Consider the following 17350-nt stretch of genomic DNA (forward strand, 5'->3'; position numbering starts at 1 on the left):
TTTTGTTCTCCTCTGTGAGTTTTGACCAGACCGGCGTTTTCGCTTCTTGTCCTTGGGTCGTGATGTTTAGCGGATCATGTTTGACGGGCCTTGATGAGGTCTGCCGCTTTCTCGGCGATCATGATGACGGCGGCATTGATATTGCCGCAGGGCAGATCGGGCATCACCGAGGCGTCGACGACGCGAAGTCCGGTAATGCCGCGAACCTTGAGTTCGGGGTCGACGACGGAAGCCTCGTCCGCGCCCATGCGGCAGGTGCCCGCCGGGTGGTGCACGGTGATCGAGGTATTGCGGATATGCTCATCGATCTCCTCGTCGCTCTGGCATTTGGCGCCGGGGAAAAACTCGGTTTCGATATAGTCGGCCATCGCAGGCTGAGCGGCGAGCGTGCGCCCGACGCGGAAGCCTGCGCGCAGCGATTTCCAGTCGTTCTCGGCGGCAAGGAAGTTCTGGTGAATGAGCGGCGCGGCGAAGGGATCGGCGGATCCGAGCTTGACCTCGCCCCGGCTTTCGGGCTGCACCGCGACGATGCGGGTGGCGAAGCCATCGCGAAAGGGTTGCTTGAACGGTTTGAACCATGGCCATGCCGCCAGTGGTGCTGCGGTGAACAGAAGCTGGATGTCGGGGAGCGGCCGGCTTTCATCGCTCCTGAGGAAAGCCACGACGCCGCCGGGCACGTCGCCGGAAAATCCCTTGCCCGTCAGGTAGGTCCTGGCGAAATCGAGCGCGATCCTGTCGGCGCGCATCTTGTGCAGGAAGGGGCCGGGCGTCTTGCGGTGATGCATGATCAGCACCGAGACATGATCCTGAAGGTTCTTGCCGACGGCGGGAAGATTGACCCTGGTCTCAATCCCCTGCGCCTGCAGCTCGTCGCCCGCGCCGAGGCCCGAGAGCATCATGAGTTGCGGCGTGTTGATGACGCCGCCCGAAAGCAGCACCTCGCGGTTTGCGGTGACGCGGCGCTCGCTGCCCTTGTGGTCGAAGACGAGACCGGTGGCGCGACTGCCCTCGAAGGTAAGGTTTTTGGCCATGGCATCGGTCAGAACGGTGAGGTTCGGCCGCTTCATCGCCGGCCGCAGATAGGCGTTGGCGGTCGAGGCGCGCCGGCCGTTGCCGATAGTCATCTGCAGACGGCTGAAACCTTCCTGGGTTTCGCCATTGTAATCCTCGGTCTGGGGATAGCCCGCCTCGCGGCTGGCTTCGGCCACCGCATCCGTCAGCGGGTCCTGGTAGCGGCAGCGCTGGGTCGAGACCGGGCCGGTCCCGCCGCGAAAAGCCGTTTCGCCGCCTTCCCAGCGTTCGGTTTTCTTGAAATAGGGCAGGGTTTTTTCATAGGACCATTCGGTAAGCCCGCTTGCCGCCCAGCGATCGTAATCGCCACGATTGCCGCGGACATAGGCCATGGCATTGGTGGAGGAGGAGCCGCCGATCACCTTGCCGCGGGCGCATTCCACGGCGCGGCCGCCGACATTTTCCTCCGGCTCGCAGAAATACATCCAGTCATGGCGCCGTTCGGTCAGGATCTTGCCCCAGCCCAGCGGAATATGGATCATCGGATCGCGATCCCAGCCGCCGGCTTCGAGCAGAAGCACGCTTACCGAAGGGTCTTCGCTCAGGCGGTTGGCCAGCACGCAGCCCGCGGAGCCGGCTCCGACGATGACGTAGTCATAGGTTTCAGCGTGCGACATGGCGTTCTTCCTTGCAATCGGTGCGACCGGCCCGATCCGTTCTACGCGTGTTGGACAGCAGGAGGCGCAGGAGCTTTGAGCCCGTGACTGCGCCTTCCGCCAGAGTGTCTCAGGCGAGGTCTTCGGCCAGCCCGAGGTGGCGGACAGCAGCGGACCAGTGGTCCCAGCCGCGATTGATCTGTGCGCCGACGAGGTTGCCTGCGGCCTCAAGCTCGCCCTCCGTCATGTACTTGATATTCCCGATCTGAAGGCCGAGCGTATAGGCCTTGGCTTCCTGCTCCATATAGAAGGCGCGGAAGGTGGTTTGCCGGATCGAGCTGCCGACGTTCACGACGCCATGGCGGGCCATGATGACGGCAGGCGACTGGCCGAGGCTTTCTGCGATTTCGGCGCAGACGTCTGGACTGCCGCCGAACAGGTCGGTGGAATCGCCCTGTTTTTCGCGAATCTCATAGACCGGCACGGATTCTCCGAGGAATGCGCCCATATGGGTGACCGGACGCAGCGGCGTGTCGATGAAGCAGAAGGGCAGAACGGCAGGCGAATGCGTGTGAAGAACGCACATCACATCCGGCCGGGCCTTGTAGATCTCGCTGTGAATATAGCGCTCCAGATAGGAGGGGCGGTTGTCCGTCGTCTCGCCATCGAGCGTCAGGGTCTGGATGTCGGAGGTCGTGATCGTATTGGGCGCCAGCTTTTGCGGCAGCAGGAACTGGTTGGGGTTTTCCGGGTCGCGGGCGCTGATATGACCAAAGACATCCATGATGCCCTCGTTCACCAGAATCCGGGTGGCCATCACCAGTTCCTGGATCGCGGTTTCACGCGCTGTTGCTGTATCAGACATTGTTCAGGTCTCCTGTGGATGAGCGGTCACGGCGTGACCCTGGTATCACGCCGGTAAAAACATCGTTTAGTTGGAGTAGAGACCGACGATCCGGTTCTGCTCGATGATATTGTCCGCATAGGCGTCGAGAAACTGCTCGCGCGTGGGCGTGCCCTCGACATTCGTGTCCAGCGCGTAGACCCAGAAGTAATAGTGATGGTCGCCATGGCCGGCAGGCGGCTGCGGTCCATAATACTGCATGTCTCCGGCGCCGTTGGGGCCAACGCGGAATTTCTCCTGCGCATCCGAAAGATCGGTGGTCTTGGGATCGATGGCATAGATCGTCCAGTGGGTGAAACCATGCGCCAGAGGGGCGTCCGGATCATGGCAGATCACGGCCAGTTCCTTCGTGCCTTCCGGCACGCCGCTGACCGTCAGTTGCGGCAGCACATTGCCCTTGTCGCCTGCGTGTTTGTCGGCGAGGCGCGTAAGCGGGGCGAAATCGGAAGAGGTGATCTTCAGGTCTTTGATGTTCAGAGGCATTTGGTTTCCTTGAATATTCGTTTGCGTCAGGCCGTGGCCTTTAGGTCGGCAACGGTTTTTCCACCCACGCGCTGATGCACGCGACCGCCTGTCGCCACGGCAACACAGATCAGGATTTCGTCAGGACGCGGGCCGTCCGGCGCGACGAAGGTGAAGGCGTCATAATGGGAGCGTATATAGAGCTCGTCCTTGTGGGCCAGCGGAATATCGATGGCGGTGCCTGCCGAGGCAACCTTGCTGGCGGAAGATATCCATGCGTCTCCGCCGCCGATGGCTTCGCGCAGCGGGTCGCCAAAAACGGTGGTGACACAGGCCACGACATGCTCCTGCTCGCCGGCGACGCCCGCGATGCCGCCCTTGCCATAGCTCTCGACCGGCCGGCCGCCAAGCAGGGCGACCGCACGTTCGCCAAGCGCATAGCCGATGGCGGCCGAGGGAGCGGTCAGCGCCGAAAGGTCTGCCACGAACCTGCCCGCATAGGGGTTTTTGATGATGACGGCTGCTGCGGCCTTGATCAGAGGGGCCGTAGCACCGCCGCCATCATGCAGCACTTCCTGGGTCGCACCGTACCAGCCGCGGACCTGATAGTCCTTTTCGACCTGGCTAGAGTAATTCATGAATGTCTCCTGTAGAGATGATAGGGGTATTGCTTATTGCGGCCACGAATAGACGCGGTTGATCGGGTCGAAGCGGGCGGCGGTCAGGGCTTCGGGGGTGAAGCCGTTGCCATAGGACATGGTGCGGTTGGCGGCATGATCCGCGGACAGCTTTTGCGTAAGGTCGGTGATCGGACGCACCGATTTTTCCCAATCGGCGAGCGCGTCTTCGAGCGAACCGTTCTTCTCGATGTCCTGCGCCAGGGTGAAGGCGTTCACCATGCCGCAGCCCGCGCCCTGCGCCAGCGCCGGGCACATAGCGTGGGCGGCATCGCCGACGAGGGCGACCTTGCCGCGCGACCAGCTGTCGAGCTTGGTGGTCTGATAGGTGTCGTAACGCGCGTCCTCGATCTTGGCGGCATCGACCAGGCAGGGTTCGAGGAAGGGGAACATCTCCATCCAGACCTCAAGGTCGAGCGGAACGCGCGAACCGCGCGGATCGGCGGAAGGCGCCATCAGGCCGAGATAGAGTTCCCTGTCGTTGCAGGGCGAATAGAGGATGCGCTGCACCCGCGGCCAGTGGTTCCACATGTCGATGGTGTTGTCCCATTCGCCATGGCCAAGCTTGTCTTTGTGGCGCGGGACGATGAGGCGGATGATGCCGTCGGTCGCGCCCCAGCGCTCCTGCTCGAAGCCGAGCGAATCGCGGACCTTGGAGCCGACCCCGTCGGCGCCCACGATCAGATCGCCTTCAACGACCTCGCCGGAGGCCAGTTTCAGCTTGCCGGAAGCGTCCGCGCCGACCGCTACGGAATTCGTGCGGATTTCAACGCCGACTTCACGGGCGCGGTTGGCCAGGGCATCGTGCAGATGAGCCCGGGTCATGATGCGCCACGGCAGACCGTTGAACGTCTCTTTCGACACGGTCTTGTTGTGCATCCAGGTTTCGTAAGCCGGAGGCGTGAAGGAATCCTCGAGGACTTCATTCAGGCAGCCGAGGCCTTCAAGCACCCTGAGGCCGTTGTGCCAGAGATAGATGCCCGCGCCGAAGGCGCGCAGTTCGGGGCTCTTTTCGTGCAGGACCACATCCCAGCCGTTCTGGCGCAGGGCGATGGCGGCCGTGAGGCCGGAAAACCCGCCGCCCGCAACCTGCGCAACCCGTGTCTTGTCCGTGGTTTTGTTGATGCTGACCATTTCACTGTTCCTGTTGGTTTTTCATTTGGGGAGGTCCGGCAATTCAGCCATCGATGAAATTGCGGATCGCGCCGATCGTGACGTCGGGGTTGGTCTCGTTCACATAGTGGTCGGCGCCAGGCACGACGACGATGGGCAGATCCGGGCGCAAATCGTGGGTCTTTTCGAGCGCCGCGGCGGAAACCAGCTTGCTGTTCGCGCCGCGCAGAATGAGAACCGGGCGGGTCACATCGCGGAAAGCGGGAACCAGGTCGGCACGCAGGCCCTCGGCGGTCTGAGCCATGGCGGACGCCGAGGCGAGGGGGCGCAGGCCATCGCCGGCCGGGCCGTAGCCGCTTTCCGCGCGAATGCGGATAGCCGGAGCCGGAATGTTCGGATAGCGATTGGCGAGATAGGTGACGATGGCATCGGTATCGGCAAAGGCCTGATCGCCCGCGTTCACTCTGGCGGAGAGCGAGGCGAAGACTTCGTCCTCGATATAGGGCGTGAAGTCGATGGCGACGGCCGAGCGGACCAGTTCGGGATGGCGCGCGGCGGCGGTTACGGAGTTCCGCGATCCCAGCGAGTGTCCGACGAGAATCGCAGGGCCCATATCGAGCGTCCTGATCAGCGCCGCGATGTCGTCTGCATAGTCCGCAGCGTCGTAACCGGTTTGCGGCTTGTCCGAATGTCCGTGGCCGCGCTGGTCCACGGCCACCGTTGTAAACCGGTCGGAAAAGGCATCCATGAGCGGGCCGAAAACGGCGGAGTTCGCGGTGATCCCGTGGAAGAACAGCATGAGCGGGCCGCTGCCCCCTATACGCACGTTCAAAGTGATGCGGCCGGTGTCGATCCGACGTTCTTCGTACCGGCTGAGGGTGGGGCTGTCCGCCATTTCGAGGTTCCCTTGACGTTTCCATTTCTTTCTATGTCGTCAGGGAACCATGCGGATTATTTGCTGTCAATAAGATTGTAAGACATTCTGTTGTTAATTATTGCAGACAGCGGGCGGCCTCATGCTATCCTCTGCTCGCCCGTTCGTGTAGAAAAACCATGGGAATATAATTTGAAGAGCCTTAAGGAAACGCCATGAACTCTGGTCTGGATCTGCGGATCACGCCGAGAACTGTGCAGCAGCAGACGATTGAAAAGCTGAGACTGGCCATCATTGCCGGGGTGTTCCCTCCAGGCAGCCGACTGGTCGAAAGCCAGCTCTGCACCCAGCTCGGGGTCAGTCGCCCGTCTTTGCGCGAGGCGTTGCGCAGTCTGCAGGCAGAGCGGCTGATCGAGATCATACCGAACCGAGGCCCCTTCGTTCCCAAGCTTTCCTGGGAGGAGGCGACCGAGATTTACGACGTGCGCGAACTCCTGGAGGTCGTGGCGGTGGGGCGTTGTGCCGCGCTGATTACACCCGAGCAGGTCAAGGAACTCGAAAGGGCGTTGAAGGCTTTCGAACGCGCCCAGAAAAGCGGAGACAGCCTCGAACTGGTGACCACTGCGGCTGAATTCTACGCGATTATTCTGGCAAATTGCGGCAACGCCATTCTCGAGGAAGTCCATCGCGGACTTGTGGCGCGGATCAGTTTTTTCCGCGGCCGGTCAATGTCGCTTGAGGGGCGCGCGCAGGATAGTCTTCGCGAGATGCGTGACATCTACAATGGGATTGCCGCGGGCGACGAAGAGCGCGCGCGGGAGGCGGCAAAGCGCCATCTGGACCAGGCCAAGGCGGCGGCCAAACATGCGATGGAAAGCGAGACCTGATTTCGTCGGCCTGCCTCATCAAGCGGACTGTGGCGCAAGAACGCGCGCTTTGCCCGATGCCCGGAAGGTGAGGCACTGACAGGGTCGACGAAGGCAGCGCATGGGATGCGGCTCACTGATCCTCAAGAACCTTGCGCGCCGCACGGAAGCATTCGAGCGCCTGAGGCACGCCGCAATAGATTGCGACGACATGGATGATGGCGCGGATTTCTTCCTTGGATACGCCGTTGTTGATCGCCCCCCGGCAGTGCAGTTCCCATTCATGCATCTTGCCGAGAGCCCCGATCATGGCGAGGTTCATCATTGAGCGTGTCTTGGGAGGGATCACATCGTCCCCCCAGCCAAAACCCCAGCACCACGCAGTCATCGCTTCCTGGAATGGCCGGGTGAATTCGTCGGCAGCCGCAAGGTTTTTCTCGACATACTCGGCGCCGAGCGTGGCTTTGCGCTGTTCGAGGCCCTTGAGGAACAGATCTTCGTCGAAAACGCTCATTTCATGTCCTTTCCTCTGTCAATCGCCAGAGGTTATCGTGCGGGCAAAGGTCTCGGCAATTGCCAGAACGGCGGCGTGAATTGGTCCCGCGGTCAGGCTTGGCATGACGGAAGCGTCCACGACATGGAGATTGTCGAGCGATTTGAGCCGCAGATCCGGATCGACAACGGCATCGTCGTCCTTGCCCATTCTGCAGGTGCCGCAGGGGTGGTGATGGGTAATGGCCGCCTTCGCGATGAAATCATCGATCTCTGCCTTGCTGTCGAGAGGGCCGGGGAGCAGTTCGCGATCGCGCCATTCAGCAAGCCCGTCCGCGTGTCCGATCGTCCGCGCGGCCTCGAGAGCCTTGCGGAACATGTCGCGGTCGTGTTCGGTTTGCAGATAGGCCGGGTCAATGATCAGCCGGTCGTTGAGGTCCGGCCCGCTGATGCGCAGGTTGCCGCGGCTGGTCGGGTGGGTGACGCCGAACAGGAACGAATAGGCTGTGCCGGCGTCGGGTGCCTGAAAACATTCGGATACGATCGGCGCCACGCCGCAGCCGACCACGATCTCGGGTTGCCCGGCGGCGGTGAAGTCGCCGGCCCGCATATAGGCCATCGACTCGGAGTGTTGAAGGCGCGATGCCGGCAGCTGTTTGCGGGTTGCGTAAAGATTTCCGGCGCCCAGCAGATGGTCCTGGAGATTGCGGCCGATCCCCGGCATGTCGATCAGGCAGTCGACAGATGATGCATCGAGCACGTCCTTCGGCCCAATGCCGGAGCGCATCAGCAGGGCAGGGGTTTCCAGCGCGCCTGCGCACAGAACGACCTGGCCGGCAGATATGGCGATCGGGCCTTGCGGACCGACGCCCTCGATATGGTTCACCCGGCTGCCATCCATGGCCAGCCGTTGTGCGCGTGTTCCAGTGAGAATCCTGAGGTTTTCACGCGCGCGAACCTCCGGCGTCAGCCAGGCCTCCGCCACCGTCACGCGGCGTCCGTCGCGGATGTTCAGGGTATTGGGCGTGACGCCGATCATCCGGCCGTCATTGTGGTCTGGAAGGCGCGGCAGGCCGAGCGAGACGCCGGTCTCGATGAATGCGCGGGTGAGGGGGCTTACCTCCTCGTCGGGCATGTAGAGGGGCAGGGGGCCGCCGCCCTCGCTGTCCGGTCGGTCTTCAATCGCCTCGAAGACCGGCAGAAGCGCTTCCCAGCTCCAGCGGGGGGAGCCGGTCGCGTCGACCCAGGCCTGATAGTCTTCACGGTGTCCGCGCATGTAACCCATGGCGTGCAGGCAGCTCGATCCGCCGATCAGCTTGCCGCGCGCCCAATGGTGAACCCTGCCACAGGTTCCCGCTTGCGGTTCCGTAAGATAGTCCCAGTCGTAAGCGCGGCCCTGAAGCGCCGGCCAGGCCGAGGGGGTCCAGATATCGGGGTCGGAGGGTTCCTCGCCGGCTTCGACCAGCAGTACGCTGCGCGCCGGATCTTCGCTCAATCGGGCGGCGAGCAAGGCGCCTGCCGAACCGCCGCCGATAATGACCACGTCTGCAACCGCTTGTTCCATGGAATGAGCGCCGGTCATCGCCATGTCCCCATGGCGAAGACTGCGTTCGAGACTGAATTTGGCGTGGTCAACCCGCAAACGCCTGACAGCGTGGGCATCCGGCCCGCGCGCTGTCCGATCTGAAATGTCATGACGATCCCCTCTTTCTTGGGCCGGAGCATCTCCGGTGAAAACCGGATCATAAAAAATGCTCTGGCTATTTGTTGTTACGCGCGTCCGGACGGAAAACCGTGATTACACTTTTCCTGGAATTGCTTTAGCTCCCGCTGTCCATGGACCTTTTCGTCGCTGCCATCGCCTCAAGGATGTGCCTTCTGGAGGCTTTCCGGGCAGCTGTCTCATCGCCTGCGACGATGGCTTCGTAAATTTCCCTCATCTCCGCCAGACTGCTGTCGGCGCGCCCTTCCAGTGACATCGAGCGCGAGCGGAACAGGCTGATCCTGGCGACCAGGCCCCGGTGGATTTCCTCCAGGATCGGATTGCCGCAGTTTGCGAGTATGACGGAATAGAAGTCTGCGGCTGTGGTGACCCGGGCCAGACTGTCTTTGCTCGAAGCAGCCTTTTCGAATGCATGAAGCGCGTTCTTGAGGGCGCGCAGTTGCTCCTCGGAAATCCTCTGCGAGCAGCGCCCCGCCGCCTCGACTTCCAGCAACTCGCGAACCTCGTAGATGGCGGTGACCTCTTCCCATGTAAGTGCGGGCACCGAAGGACCGCGGTTCGGCACGATGTCGATGAGCCGTTCCGCCGCCAGACTGCGCAATGCTTCACGCAAGGACGGGCGGCTGATGCCAAGCTGCACGCATAGCTGACTTTCGATCAGGCGGCTTCCCGGTTCGAAAATGCCGGAGAAAATTGCAAACCGCAGCTTCTCGACCGTCTCCTGCTGCACCGTGCGCGGCAACACTCGTAAATTCAGGTCTGGCGGCATTGTGTGAAACCTCGTGAATCCGGGGGGGCGACCAGAAGCGATATGGTTAATTGCAGGCAAATTTGATCGCGCGAATGCCTTCTTGTCAACTCATAAGAATGAAAGAATGACAGACAATCTGCTTGACGTGTGTCTGGTTTATGTCATCCTTCCCTCCACGACAGATACCGAGGCAGGGCTTGAGACACATGGCGGCAGTCGCCTCTAGCAAAGATATGAATATGCGTCGTGTCGACGCGGGACGCATCGCTCCGGGCGTTGGTGAGGCGGGTAACGGCCCGCTGCTGCTTGCCTCCCATGGCATCACCGCAAAATCGGCAATGTTTGCGCCGCTGGTTGTTCGCTCCAGCGATCGTTTCGCCAGGTTTTCTGCCGCAATCGACGCCGGGCTATTCGGTGCGCTGGAGGCGCGCTTGAGCGCGCGCGCGGCATGATGGCGGTCGCTGATGGCGTACTCGACGCGCTCGGCATTGCCGCTTCCGGCGGAGGCGCTGGCCGTGATTCGGGCGCCGTCGGAATTCGCGCCCGGAACATGCCGCAGCGCGAAGTGCTTCTCCGGAAAATATCGGGCCTAGCCGTCCGTGGAAACGCAGTTCAGCCCGGAGCCGTCTCCGGTCCGGCAGGAAAAGCGCAGCGTGGCAGCTTCCTTGCCCGCCGTCATCGGCAGGTCGAGGCGCGCGCGGGCGCTGTCGCTGGCGCACCAGATGGCTTCGACGGGCATGCGGTCGTCGGTGGCGTTCATCAGGTTGAGAACGCCCGTCTTGTCATCGTGCCACAGCGTCAGCATCAACCGGTCGCCAGGTTCTATGCGACCCAGTTCATCGGAATACCAGTGGGCAAGGGCCGCACGGCAATCGAGGGAGGATCCGGTTTCATTGGTAACTGAAATTTCCACGGGCTCGGCGCCTTCGGTGCCATGAACAATGCCCGAATAGGGCACATAAGCTCCGCTCTCGGCCTGGGCCGGAGATGAGGAAAACCCAGCAGACAGGGCAAGAATAACAACAAGTCTGCCAATCGCTTCCGTCTTGTGACGGGAAACCGACAACCAATCAGGGAACAGCATGATGAAAAACCTACTTGTTTCTGTCGCGCTTAGCATGGTGCTAGGAGCCCCGGCCGCATTTGCTGCGGAGGTAGATACCATAGCCATTCTTACTCCGGAACAGGGGAGTGACTATGGCTGGAACCAGCAGGGCGTCGAAGCGGCCAAGGCCGCTGCCGCGGCAACCGGCGTCGAAATCATTGTCGCCGAAGGCCTGGGTTATGGCGATGTTCGTGCGCCAATGCGCGAACTGGCGGCCGACGGCGCCGATCTTATGATCGCGCATGCCAGCGGCTACAATACCGCCGGTCCGGAGATCGCCAAAGAAACCGGCGTGCCGGTTGCCATTGTCGACAGTCCCGACGCTCTGGAAGACGGGCTGGTTGCCGACTACACGCTCTCGGGTCATGAGGGCGCTTACCTCGCCGGCCGTCTGGCCGCCAAGATGACGACCACGGGTACCGTCGGTATCGTCGTTTCCGGCGAACCGCCATCATGGAACTCGCAGTCGGCAGGTTTTGCCGAGGGCGTTCGTGCCGAGAAGCCGGACGTCAAGATCCTCTACTCGGTGATCGGCCCGGCAGCCTATTCCGACGCGGCAGGCGGCAATCGCGTGACCACTTCGGTTATCGCGGCAGGTGCCGACATCATCTTCGGTCAGGGCAATGGCTCGAGCTTCGGCATGATCCAGGCCGTTGAATCCAACAAGGCGACCGACGGGTCGGATGTGCTCTTCATCGACGTGATCGGCGACAAGTCCGAACTGGACAAAGGTCATCTGCTGACCTCGGTTATGTGGGACATGACCCCGGTCTACACCGCGATGATCGAGGATCTGAGGGCCGACAAGTTCGGCACCCACGGTTATGCGATCAGCCTGGCGGACGATTCCGTCAAGCTCGTCAAGACGCCGCAGGTCGATGAGGCCGCCTGGAACGAGGTGATGGAACTGCGCGAGCAGATCATCGCTGGCGACATCACGGTCGAGCCGAAGTTCGATGCGGGCGATGTTCGCGCTCTGGTCACCGTGACTGAGTGAGCGTATCCGTGGCAAATGCAGTGGCAACCCCGACAAACCTGTCCCCGGAAACGGGGGCAGGCGTCATTGGCGTACACGGCGTAACCAAGCGCTTCCCCGGCGTGATCGCGGTGAACAACGTTTCGCTTACATTTCATCCCGGTGAGGTCCATGTCCTTCTGGGCGAGAACGGCGCGGGCAAATCGACACTGGTCGGCATTCTTTCCGGTCTTCAGCCGCCGGACGAGGGCTACCTGTCGCTCAACGGAAAGAAAACCCGGCTCGCCAGCCCCTCGGCCAGTCTCGATGCCGGCATCAGCACGGTCTTCCAGCATTCCATGCTGGTGCCGACGCTGACGGTTCTGGAAAACCTGACGCTGGGCGCGCCCTGGTATGAGCGTCCGCCCCGTGCCCGGATCACGGCGCGAATGGCGGAACTGAAGCGGCAATTCGCGCTTTCACTCCCGCTTGACGCCATTACCGGCGAGCTTTCGCTTGGCCAGCAGCAGCAGATCGAGATCGCCCGCGCGCTTTTACGCGACAGCAAGGTGCTGATTCTTGATGAAGCGACCTCCATGCTCACGCCCCAGGGCGCGCAGGAGCTTGGCGAGCGGATGCAGCAACTGGTCAAAAGCGGGCTGGCGGTGATTTTCATCACCCACAAACTCGCTGAAGCCTATCGTTATGGCAACCGTATTTCCGTGCTCAAACAGGGCGCGCTCGCCGGCGAAATGGGTCCGGAACAGTTGAAATCCATGTCCGAGGACGAGGCGGTGGACGAGATCGTCCGTCTGATGTTCGGCCGCGAGGCCGGCGCCACGTCCACCGATCACAGGAAAAGCACGGCGCGTGAAAATATCGCTCTCAAGGTCGAGGCCCTGTCGACAGAGGGCGATGCCGACGTCATGGGCCTTGAAGACATTTCGCTGAGCCTGCGTGCAGGTGAGATCGTCGGCGTGGCCGGGATCGATGGCAATGGCCAGAAGCAGCTGGCCGAGGCCATGGCGGGCCAGCGGCCCCTCAATTCCGGGCGCGTCGAACTTGACGGCGAGGATATTACCCGCGCCTCCATCGCACAGCGCCGCCGCAAGGGGCTCCGTTACCTGACGGATGACCGTTTGTCCGAAGGGTCGGTCGCCGCCTTTCCGATTTCGGAGAATACGGTGCTCAAGGATATCGGCCAGCCGCCTTTCTGGGTGAACGGCCTGGAGCGCCCGCACCGCATCGCGGAGCATGCGCGCGATCTCATCGCAAGGTTTTCGGTGAGCACGCCCAGCGAGACCACCCCGATCGGGCGGCTTTCGGGCGGCAATATCCAGAAGGTCCTGCTGGCGCGCGAACTCTCGGGCGAGGCGCGCGTGGTGGTGTTCAACAAGCCCACTTACGGGCTGGACCTCAAGAACATCGATACATCGCGCCAGCGCATCGCCGACATCGCCGAACGCGGCCTCGGAGTGCTGCTCATCTCGACCGACCTCGACGAGTTGATGGCCCTGTCGGACCGCATCGCGGTGATGGAAGGCGGCCGTATCCGCGGGATCGTCGAAAACGACGGCAGCGGCGAGGCCCTGCGCCTGCGTATCGGCCGGATGATGGCCGGCGAGGAAGAAAACAGACAGGCGACGGCATGAGCATGCAAGACGAAATCAACGCCGTACCGGCGGATACGCAAACGGACAATGTCGGCAGCGCGCGACCGGTGAACGAGCGCAGTGCATTCCAGCGCATTCTGACGCTGACCGTTGGTCCGATCATCGCGGCCTTCCTGCTGTCGGCGATCATCCTGATGCTGGTGGGCGTCAACCCGTTGACCTATTACGGCTACATTCTCGAACGCTCGCTCTTTTCGGGACTGGGCCTGCAGCAGACGGCAACCCGCATGGCGCCGCTTCTGTTTCTCTGCGCCGGCCTGATCGTTGCGTTCCGCGCGGGGATATGGAATCTGGGAACGGACGGGCAATTCCTGCTCGGCGCTGTCGCCGCTGCGGCCACCGCGCCCCTCCTGGTCGGCATTCTGCCCGGATGGGCGGTGCTTCTGGTCGGCTTCGTGCTGGCCGCGCTCGTCGGCGCGCTCTGGTCGGTCATACCGGCGCTGCTCAAGGCATATCAGGGCGTGAACGAGATCATCACGACGCTGATGATGTCGTTTCTCGGCGTGCTTTTGGCCTCGACGCTGGTCAAGCTGGTCTTCAGGGACCCGTCGACCACAGTACCGCAGACCCGAACTCTTCCGGTCGAAGACCGTTTGCCAAGGCTGTTCGACACCTCGATTTCCAGCGGCCTGATCTGGGGGTTGATCGCCGTTCTGGCCGTCCATCTGATGATGACCCGCACATCCTTCGGATTGCGGTTGCGGATGGTGGGCGCAAACCCAGTCGCCGCGACCCATGCGGGCCTGTCGGTGCCGCTCCTGACCATGGCGACGTTTGCGCTGTCGGCAGGCCTGGCCGGGCTCGCGGGCGCTTCCGAAATCCTCGGCGTTGCCGGCAATGTACCCGCCAACTGGAACCCCGCCTATGGGCTGATGGTCATCCCGCTGGTCTTTCTTGCCCGCTTCAACGGTATCGGCGCGATCGTGCTCGTCTTCTTCTACTCGGCGCTGATGATCGGCAGCGAGAGTGCCGCGCGCCGTCTCGGCGTGCCGCAGAACTTCACCCTCGTGCTGGTCGCCAGCCTGCTGATCTGCCTTGGGCTCGGCGAGTATATCGATCAGCACAAACGCAAGAAGGAGCGTTGAGATGAGCGGATTGCTAACCGAGGCGTTCCTGTCGTCTCTTCTCACGGGCGCGATCATTGCCGCCATCCCGATGCTTCTGGCTGGCCTTGGCGAGCAGATGTCGGAAAAGGCGGGCGTGCTCAATATCGGCATCGAAGGCATGATGCTGATGGGGGCCTATATGGGCTTTCTCGTTGCCTTCAGGACCGAGTCCCTGTGGCTGGGCTTTCTGGGCGGCATGCTTGGCGGCGTATTGGTTGCCATCGTCATGGCCGTGCTCTGCGTGCGTCTGGGTCTGAACCAGATCGTGATCGGCATCGGCCTGACGCTGGGGGTGGAGGGGCTGACCGCGCTGCTTCACCATTTCCAGTTCTCGCGAACCTATCCGCGCTTACCCGCGCCGGAACGGTTGAACATTCCGGGATTGACCGATCTGCCGGTGATCGGGCCATCGCTCTTCGGGCGTCATCTGATTGTCTATCTTGCGCTCCTGGCGGTCGCGGTGCTGGCGTTCCTCTATCGGCGCACCAATCTCGGCATGACGCTGCGGGCTGCCGGTGAACGGCCTGCGGCGCTGGACGTGGCCGGTGGCAATGTGCTCGGCATCCGCGTTTTCGCGGTTCTGTTCACCGGCGCGATGGCAGGTTTAGGCGGCGCCTATCTCGCCAATATCGGGGCAGGGCTGTTCCTGCCTTTCATGACCGGCGGCGCGGGCTTCATCGGCATCGTGCTCGCCATGCTGGCGCGGGGCCGGCCGCTCTGGGTGTTGATCGGCTCGCTCATCTTCGGCGCGGCGCTGTCCCTGACCACGGCCCTGCAGGTCGCGGGATCGAACATTCCGACCGACGTCATCCAGATGCTGCCTTTCGCGGCAGTGATGCTCGTCCTCGTGCTTTTCGGACGCCGGGCAAAACTGCCTGCGGCACTGGGTGCTGCTTACGAACGCGGCGCCCGCTGAGCGGCGTCATCACCAATTCCGGGTCCGGGAGGGGTCCGGACAACACATAGGAGAAGTGACATGGCAGATACCAAAGTATTCCTGCTCGACGGCGGCTCGCTGGTGCTCGACGGTTTCCATATCTGGTGGAACAAGGGTCCGGGCGGCGAAGTCCGCTTTCCCGTCTATTCCGTGCTCGTCGATCATCCCAAGGGAAAATTCCTGATCGATACCGGCTATGATTTCGACCACGTGCAGAAGGTGTTGCCGTTCGAAAAGCCGCAGCAGAGCGAACAGCAGACCATTCCCGGCGCGCTGAAGCTTCTGGGGCTGGAGCCCAAGGACATCGACGTCCTGTTCAACTCGCATTTCCACTTCGACCATGTCGGCGGCAACAAGTTCTTCCCCGACGCCAAGAAGATCTGCCATAGGCAAGAACTGCCGCAGGCGGCGAAGTGCCAGCCGTTTGAGGTGCTGGGCTATTCCGACCTTGCCTTCTCCACGGATGTGGCGGAGGCGCGCGGCATGAGCGATCAACTCGGCGCCGGGCAGACGGCCGGCAATACCAGGTTCGAACTGATCGAGGGCGACGTGGAACTCGCTCCGGGCGTGACGCTGATCTACACGCCGGGCCATACGGTCGGGCACTATTCGCTGCTCGTCGAGTTCGACACCCGCCGTCCGCTGCTGCTCACGCTCGATGCCGCCTATACCCGCAAGAACTACGATAATGACATCAATGCGGGTTTCCACATCGATCCCGTGGCCGGCGTGAATTCCATGCGCCGCCTGAAGGACATCGAGAAGGAGAAGAACGCCGAGGTTCTGTTCAGCCACGATCCGGAGAGCTTCAAGGACTACAAGACCGGCGTCAATTTCTACGGTTGAGGAGGGCCAGATGAAATATCCTGAAACCAAACCCCCGGTCTTCACCCTGACGGCCGGTCCTGTGGATGCCTACCCGGAAGTGCTGCGCGCGCTCGGCACCACGGTGCTCTACGATTACGATCCGGCCTTCCAGTCCTTCTTCGAGGATCTCACCTTGAAGGCGCAGGAAGCGCTGGGCTGCGATCTGCCGCCGCTCATCCTTCAGGGCGAGCCGGTGCTCGCACTGGAAGGCGCCGCCGCCTCGCTCATCGCCAGGGACGACGTGGTCCTCAACCTCGCTTCCGGAGTCTATGGCAAGGGCTTCGGCTACTGGGCCGCGCGCTATGCCAAAAAGGTCGAGGAAATCGAGGTGCCCTACAACGCCGCGATCGACGCCGAACAGGTCCGCGCCTTCCTCAAGCAGCATCCCGAGGTCAAGATCGTCTGCGTCTGCAACCACGACACGCCGTCGGGCACACTCAACGATATCGACGCGATCGGCGCCGTTGTCGCTGAAGCCGGCGCGCTTCTGCTGGTCGATGCGGTCTCCTCCTGGGCCGGCATGCCCACCAGCCCGACCTCCAGTCAGGCGGCGGTTTACATCACCGGTCCGAACAAGTGCCTCGGCTGCCCGCCGTCGCTCTCGCTCGTGGCCGTATCCGAAGCCGCCTGGGCCAAGATCGAGGCCAATCCGGATGCGCCCTTCGCCTCCATGCTGAGCTTCACCGACTGGAAGAACGCCTGGAAGAGGACCGAGCCGTTCCCCTTCACCCCTTCGGTGGCGGAACTCAACGGTCTGAGCGCTGCGCTCGACCGCTATCTCGAAGAGGGGCCGGAGGCTGTCTGGAAGCGGCATGCGGTGACCGCCAGGGTTTGCCGGGAAGGCATCAAGGCCATGGGGATCGAGCTCTGGCCGGTTTCCGAGGACATCGCTTCGCCGACCGCGACCGCGGTGAAGATGCCCGATGGCATCGATGCCGGTCCCGTACTGGTGGAAGCCCGGGCCCGCTACGGTGTCTCCATGTCTGCCGGTCGGGCGGAAACGCTCGGCAAGCTGATCCGCATCGGCCACATGGGCCCGACGGCTGAGCCTGCTTACGCGCTTCTGGCGGTCTCCGCGATAGGCGGCGCGCTGAAGGCATTGGGCGCGAAGGTTGATGTGGCGGCGGGACTTGCCGCGGCACAGGCCGCCTGGGACGCAGCAATCGACGAATAGGGCC

At 62.4% G+C, this 17350-nt stretch carries 18 protein-coding genes; 8 read left to right on the forward strand and 10 right to left on the reverse strand.

Annotated features, from left to right (window positions below):
• Window positions 1-74 precede the first annotated feature (74 nt).
• The 6 genes from HQ843_RS11060 to HQ843_RS11085 all read right to left on the reverse strand — a co-directional run bounded on the left by HQ843_RS11060 (window position 75) and on the right by HQ843_RS11085 (window position 5718).
• Window positions 75-1688, reverse strand: a complete 1614-nt coding sequence (locus tag HQ843_RS11060) for a GMC family oxidoreductase (protein ID WP_180903483.1) — start codon at window positions 1686-1688, stop codon at window positions 75-77.
• Window positions 1689-1797: 109 nt separating this feature from the next.
• Window positions 1798-2532: a class II aldolase/adducin family protein gene (locus HQ843_RS11065; RefSeq protein WP_180898262.1), complete on the reverse strand. Its 735-nt coding sequence runs from the start codon at window positions 2530-2532 to the stop codon at window positions 1798-1800.
• A 66-nt stretch (window positions 2533-2598) separates the two neighbouring features.
• Window positions 2599-3054, reverse strand: a complete 456-nt coding sequence (locus HQ843_RS11070) for a YbhB/YbcL family Raf kinase inhibitor-like protein (RefSeq protein ID WP_180898261.1) — start codon at window positions 3052-3054, stop codon at window positions 2599-2601.
• A gap of 26 nt (window positions 3055-3080) precedes the next feature.
• A complete protein-coding gene (locus tag HQ843_RS11075; protein ID WP_180898260.1) occupies window positions 3081-3671 on the reverse strand; it encodes an amino acid synthesis family protein in 591 nt (196 codons plus the stop codon).
• Between the two features lie 33 nt (window positions 3672-3704).
• A complete protein-coding gene (locus HQ843_RS11080) occupies window positions 3705-4844 on the reverse strand; it encodes an FAD-dependent oxidoreductase (RefSeq protein WP_180898259.1) in 1140 nt (379 codons plus the stop codon).
• Window positions 4845-4887: 43 nt separating this feature from the next.
• The gene (locus HQ843_RS11085; protein ID WP_180898258.1) at window positions 4888-5718 is read right to left on the reverse strand and encodes an alpha/beta fold hydrolase; all 831 of its coding nucleotides are present in this window, start codon (window positions 5716-5718) and stop codon (window positions 4888-4890) included.
• 194 nt (window positions 5719-5912) lie between these two features.
• On the opposite strand from HQ843_RS11085, the gene HQ843_RS11090 reads away from it, so the two are divergent.
• On the forward strand, window positions 5913-6584 hold the full coding sequence (locus HQ843_RS11090; protein ID WP_180898257.1) for a GntR family transcriptional regulator: 672 nt from the start codon (window positions 5913-5915) through the stop codon (window positions 6582-6584).
• A gap of 112 nt (window positions 6585-6696) precedes the next feature.
• Here the strand turns inward: HQ843_RS11090 and HQ843_RS11095 are convergent, their stop codons facing one another.
• From HQ843_RS11095 to HQ843_RS11105, 3 genes are all read right to left on the reverse strand, one after another.
• Window positions 6697-7077: a carboxymuconolactone decarboxylase family protein gene (locus tag HQ843_RS11095; RefSeq protein ID WP_180898256.1), complete on the reverse strand. Its 381-nt coding sequence runs from the start codon at window positions 7075-7077 to the stop codon at window positions 6697-6699.
• An 18-nt stretch (window positions 7078-7095) separates the two neighbouring features.
• A complete protein-coding gene (locus HQ843_RS11100; protein WP_180898255.1) occupies window positions 7096-8637 on the reverse strand; it encodes a GMC family oxidoreductase in 1542 nt (513 codons plus the stop codon).
• Between the two features lie 238 nt (window positions 8638-8875).
• Window positions 8876-9547, reverse strand: a complete 672-nt coding sequence (locus tag HQ843_RS11105; RefSeq protein WP_180902234.1) for a GntR family transcriptional regulator — start codon at window positions 9545-9547, stop codon at window positions 8876-8878.
• Window positions 9548-9768: 221 nt separating this feature from the next.
• On the opposite strand from HQ843_RS11105, the gene HQ843_RS11110 reads away from it, so the two are divergent.
• Window positions 9769-9981 carry a hypothetical protein gene (locus HQ843_RS11110; protein WP_180898254.1) on the forward strand — a complete coding sequence of 71 codons (213 nt, stop codon included), beginning with the start codon at window positions 9769-9771 and terminating at the stop codon, window positions 9979-9981.
• Window positions 9982-10118: 137 nt separating this feature from the next.
• On the opposite strand, the gene HQ843_RS11115 is transcribed toward HQ843_RS11110, so the two are convergent.
• Entirely contained in the window at window positions 10119-10442 is a 324-nt protein-coding gene (locus tag HQ843_RS11115) for a hypothetical protein (RefSeq protein ID WP_180898253.1), read from the reverse strand.
• A gap of 172 nt (window positions 10443-10614) precedes the next feature.
• Here HQ843_RS11115 and HQ843_RS11120 point away from each other — a divergent pair, with 172 nt between their 5' ends.
• Genes HQ843_RS11120 through ppaT form a run of 6 tightly spaced genes read left to right on the forward strand, consistent with a single transcriptional unit; the run spans window position 10615 to window position 17346 of the window.
• On the forward strand, window positions 10615-11631 hold the full coding sequence (locus HQ843_RS11120; RefSeq protein ID WP_246710343.1) for a putative B6 ABC transporter substrate-binding protein: 1017 nt from the start codon (window positions 10615-10617) through the stop codon (window positions 11629-11631).
• A gap of 20 nt (window positions 11632-11651) precedes the next feature.
• A complete protein-coding gene (locus HQ843_RS11125; RefSeq protein ID WP_246710344.1) occupies window positions 11652-13241 on the forward strand; it encodes a putative B6 ABC transporter ATP-binding protein in 1590 nt (529 codons plus the stop codon).
• A complete protein-coding gene (locus HQ843_RS11130; RefSeq protein ID WP_246710345.1) occupies window positions 13238-14347 on the forward strand; it encodes a putative B6 ABC transporter permease subunit 2 in 1110 nt (369 codons plus the stop codon). The genes HQ843_RS11125 and HQ843_RS11130 overlap by 4 nt, the downstream gene beginning before the upstream one ends.
• Before the next feature lies 1 nt (window position 14348).
• The gene (locus tag HQ843_RS11135; protein ID WP_180898251.1) at window positions 14349-15284 is read left to right on the forward strand and encodes a putative B6 ABC transporter permease subunit 1; all 936 of its coding nucleotides are present in this window, start codon (window positions 14349-14351) and stop codon (window positions 15282-15284) included.
• A gap of 60 nt (window positions 15285-15344) precedes the next feature.
• Entirely contained in the window at window positions 15345-16151 is an 807-nt protein-coding gene (pldA, locus tag HQ843_RS11140; RefSeq protein ID WP_180898250.1) for a 4-pyridoxolactonase, read from the forward strand.
• 10 nt (window positions 16152-16161) lie between these two features.
• The gene (gene ppaT / locus HQ843_RS11145; RefSeq protein ID WP_180898249.1) at window positions 16162-17346 is read left to right on the forward strand and encodes a pyridoxamine--pyruvate transaminase; all 1185 of its coding nucleotides are present in this window, start codon (window positions 16162-16164) and stop codon (window positions 17344-17346) included.
• Window positions 17347-17350: the final 4 nt, after the last annotated feature.

It is taken from the genome of Martelella sp. NC20, assembly GCF_013459645.1.
Classification (GTDB): Bacteria; Pseudomonadota; Alphaproteobacteria; order Rhizobiales; family Rhizobiaceae; genus Martelella.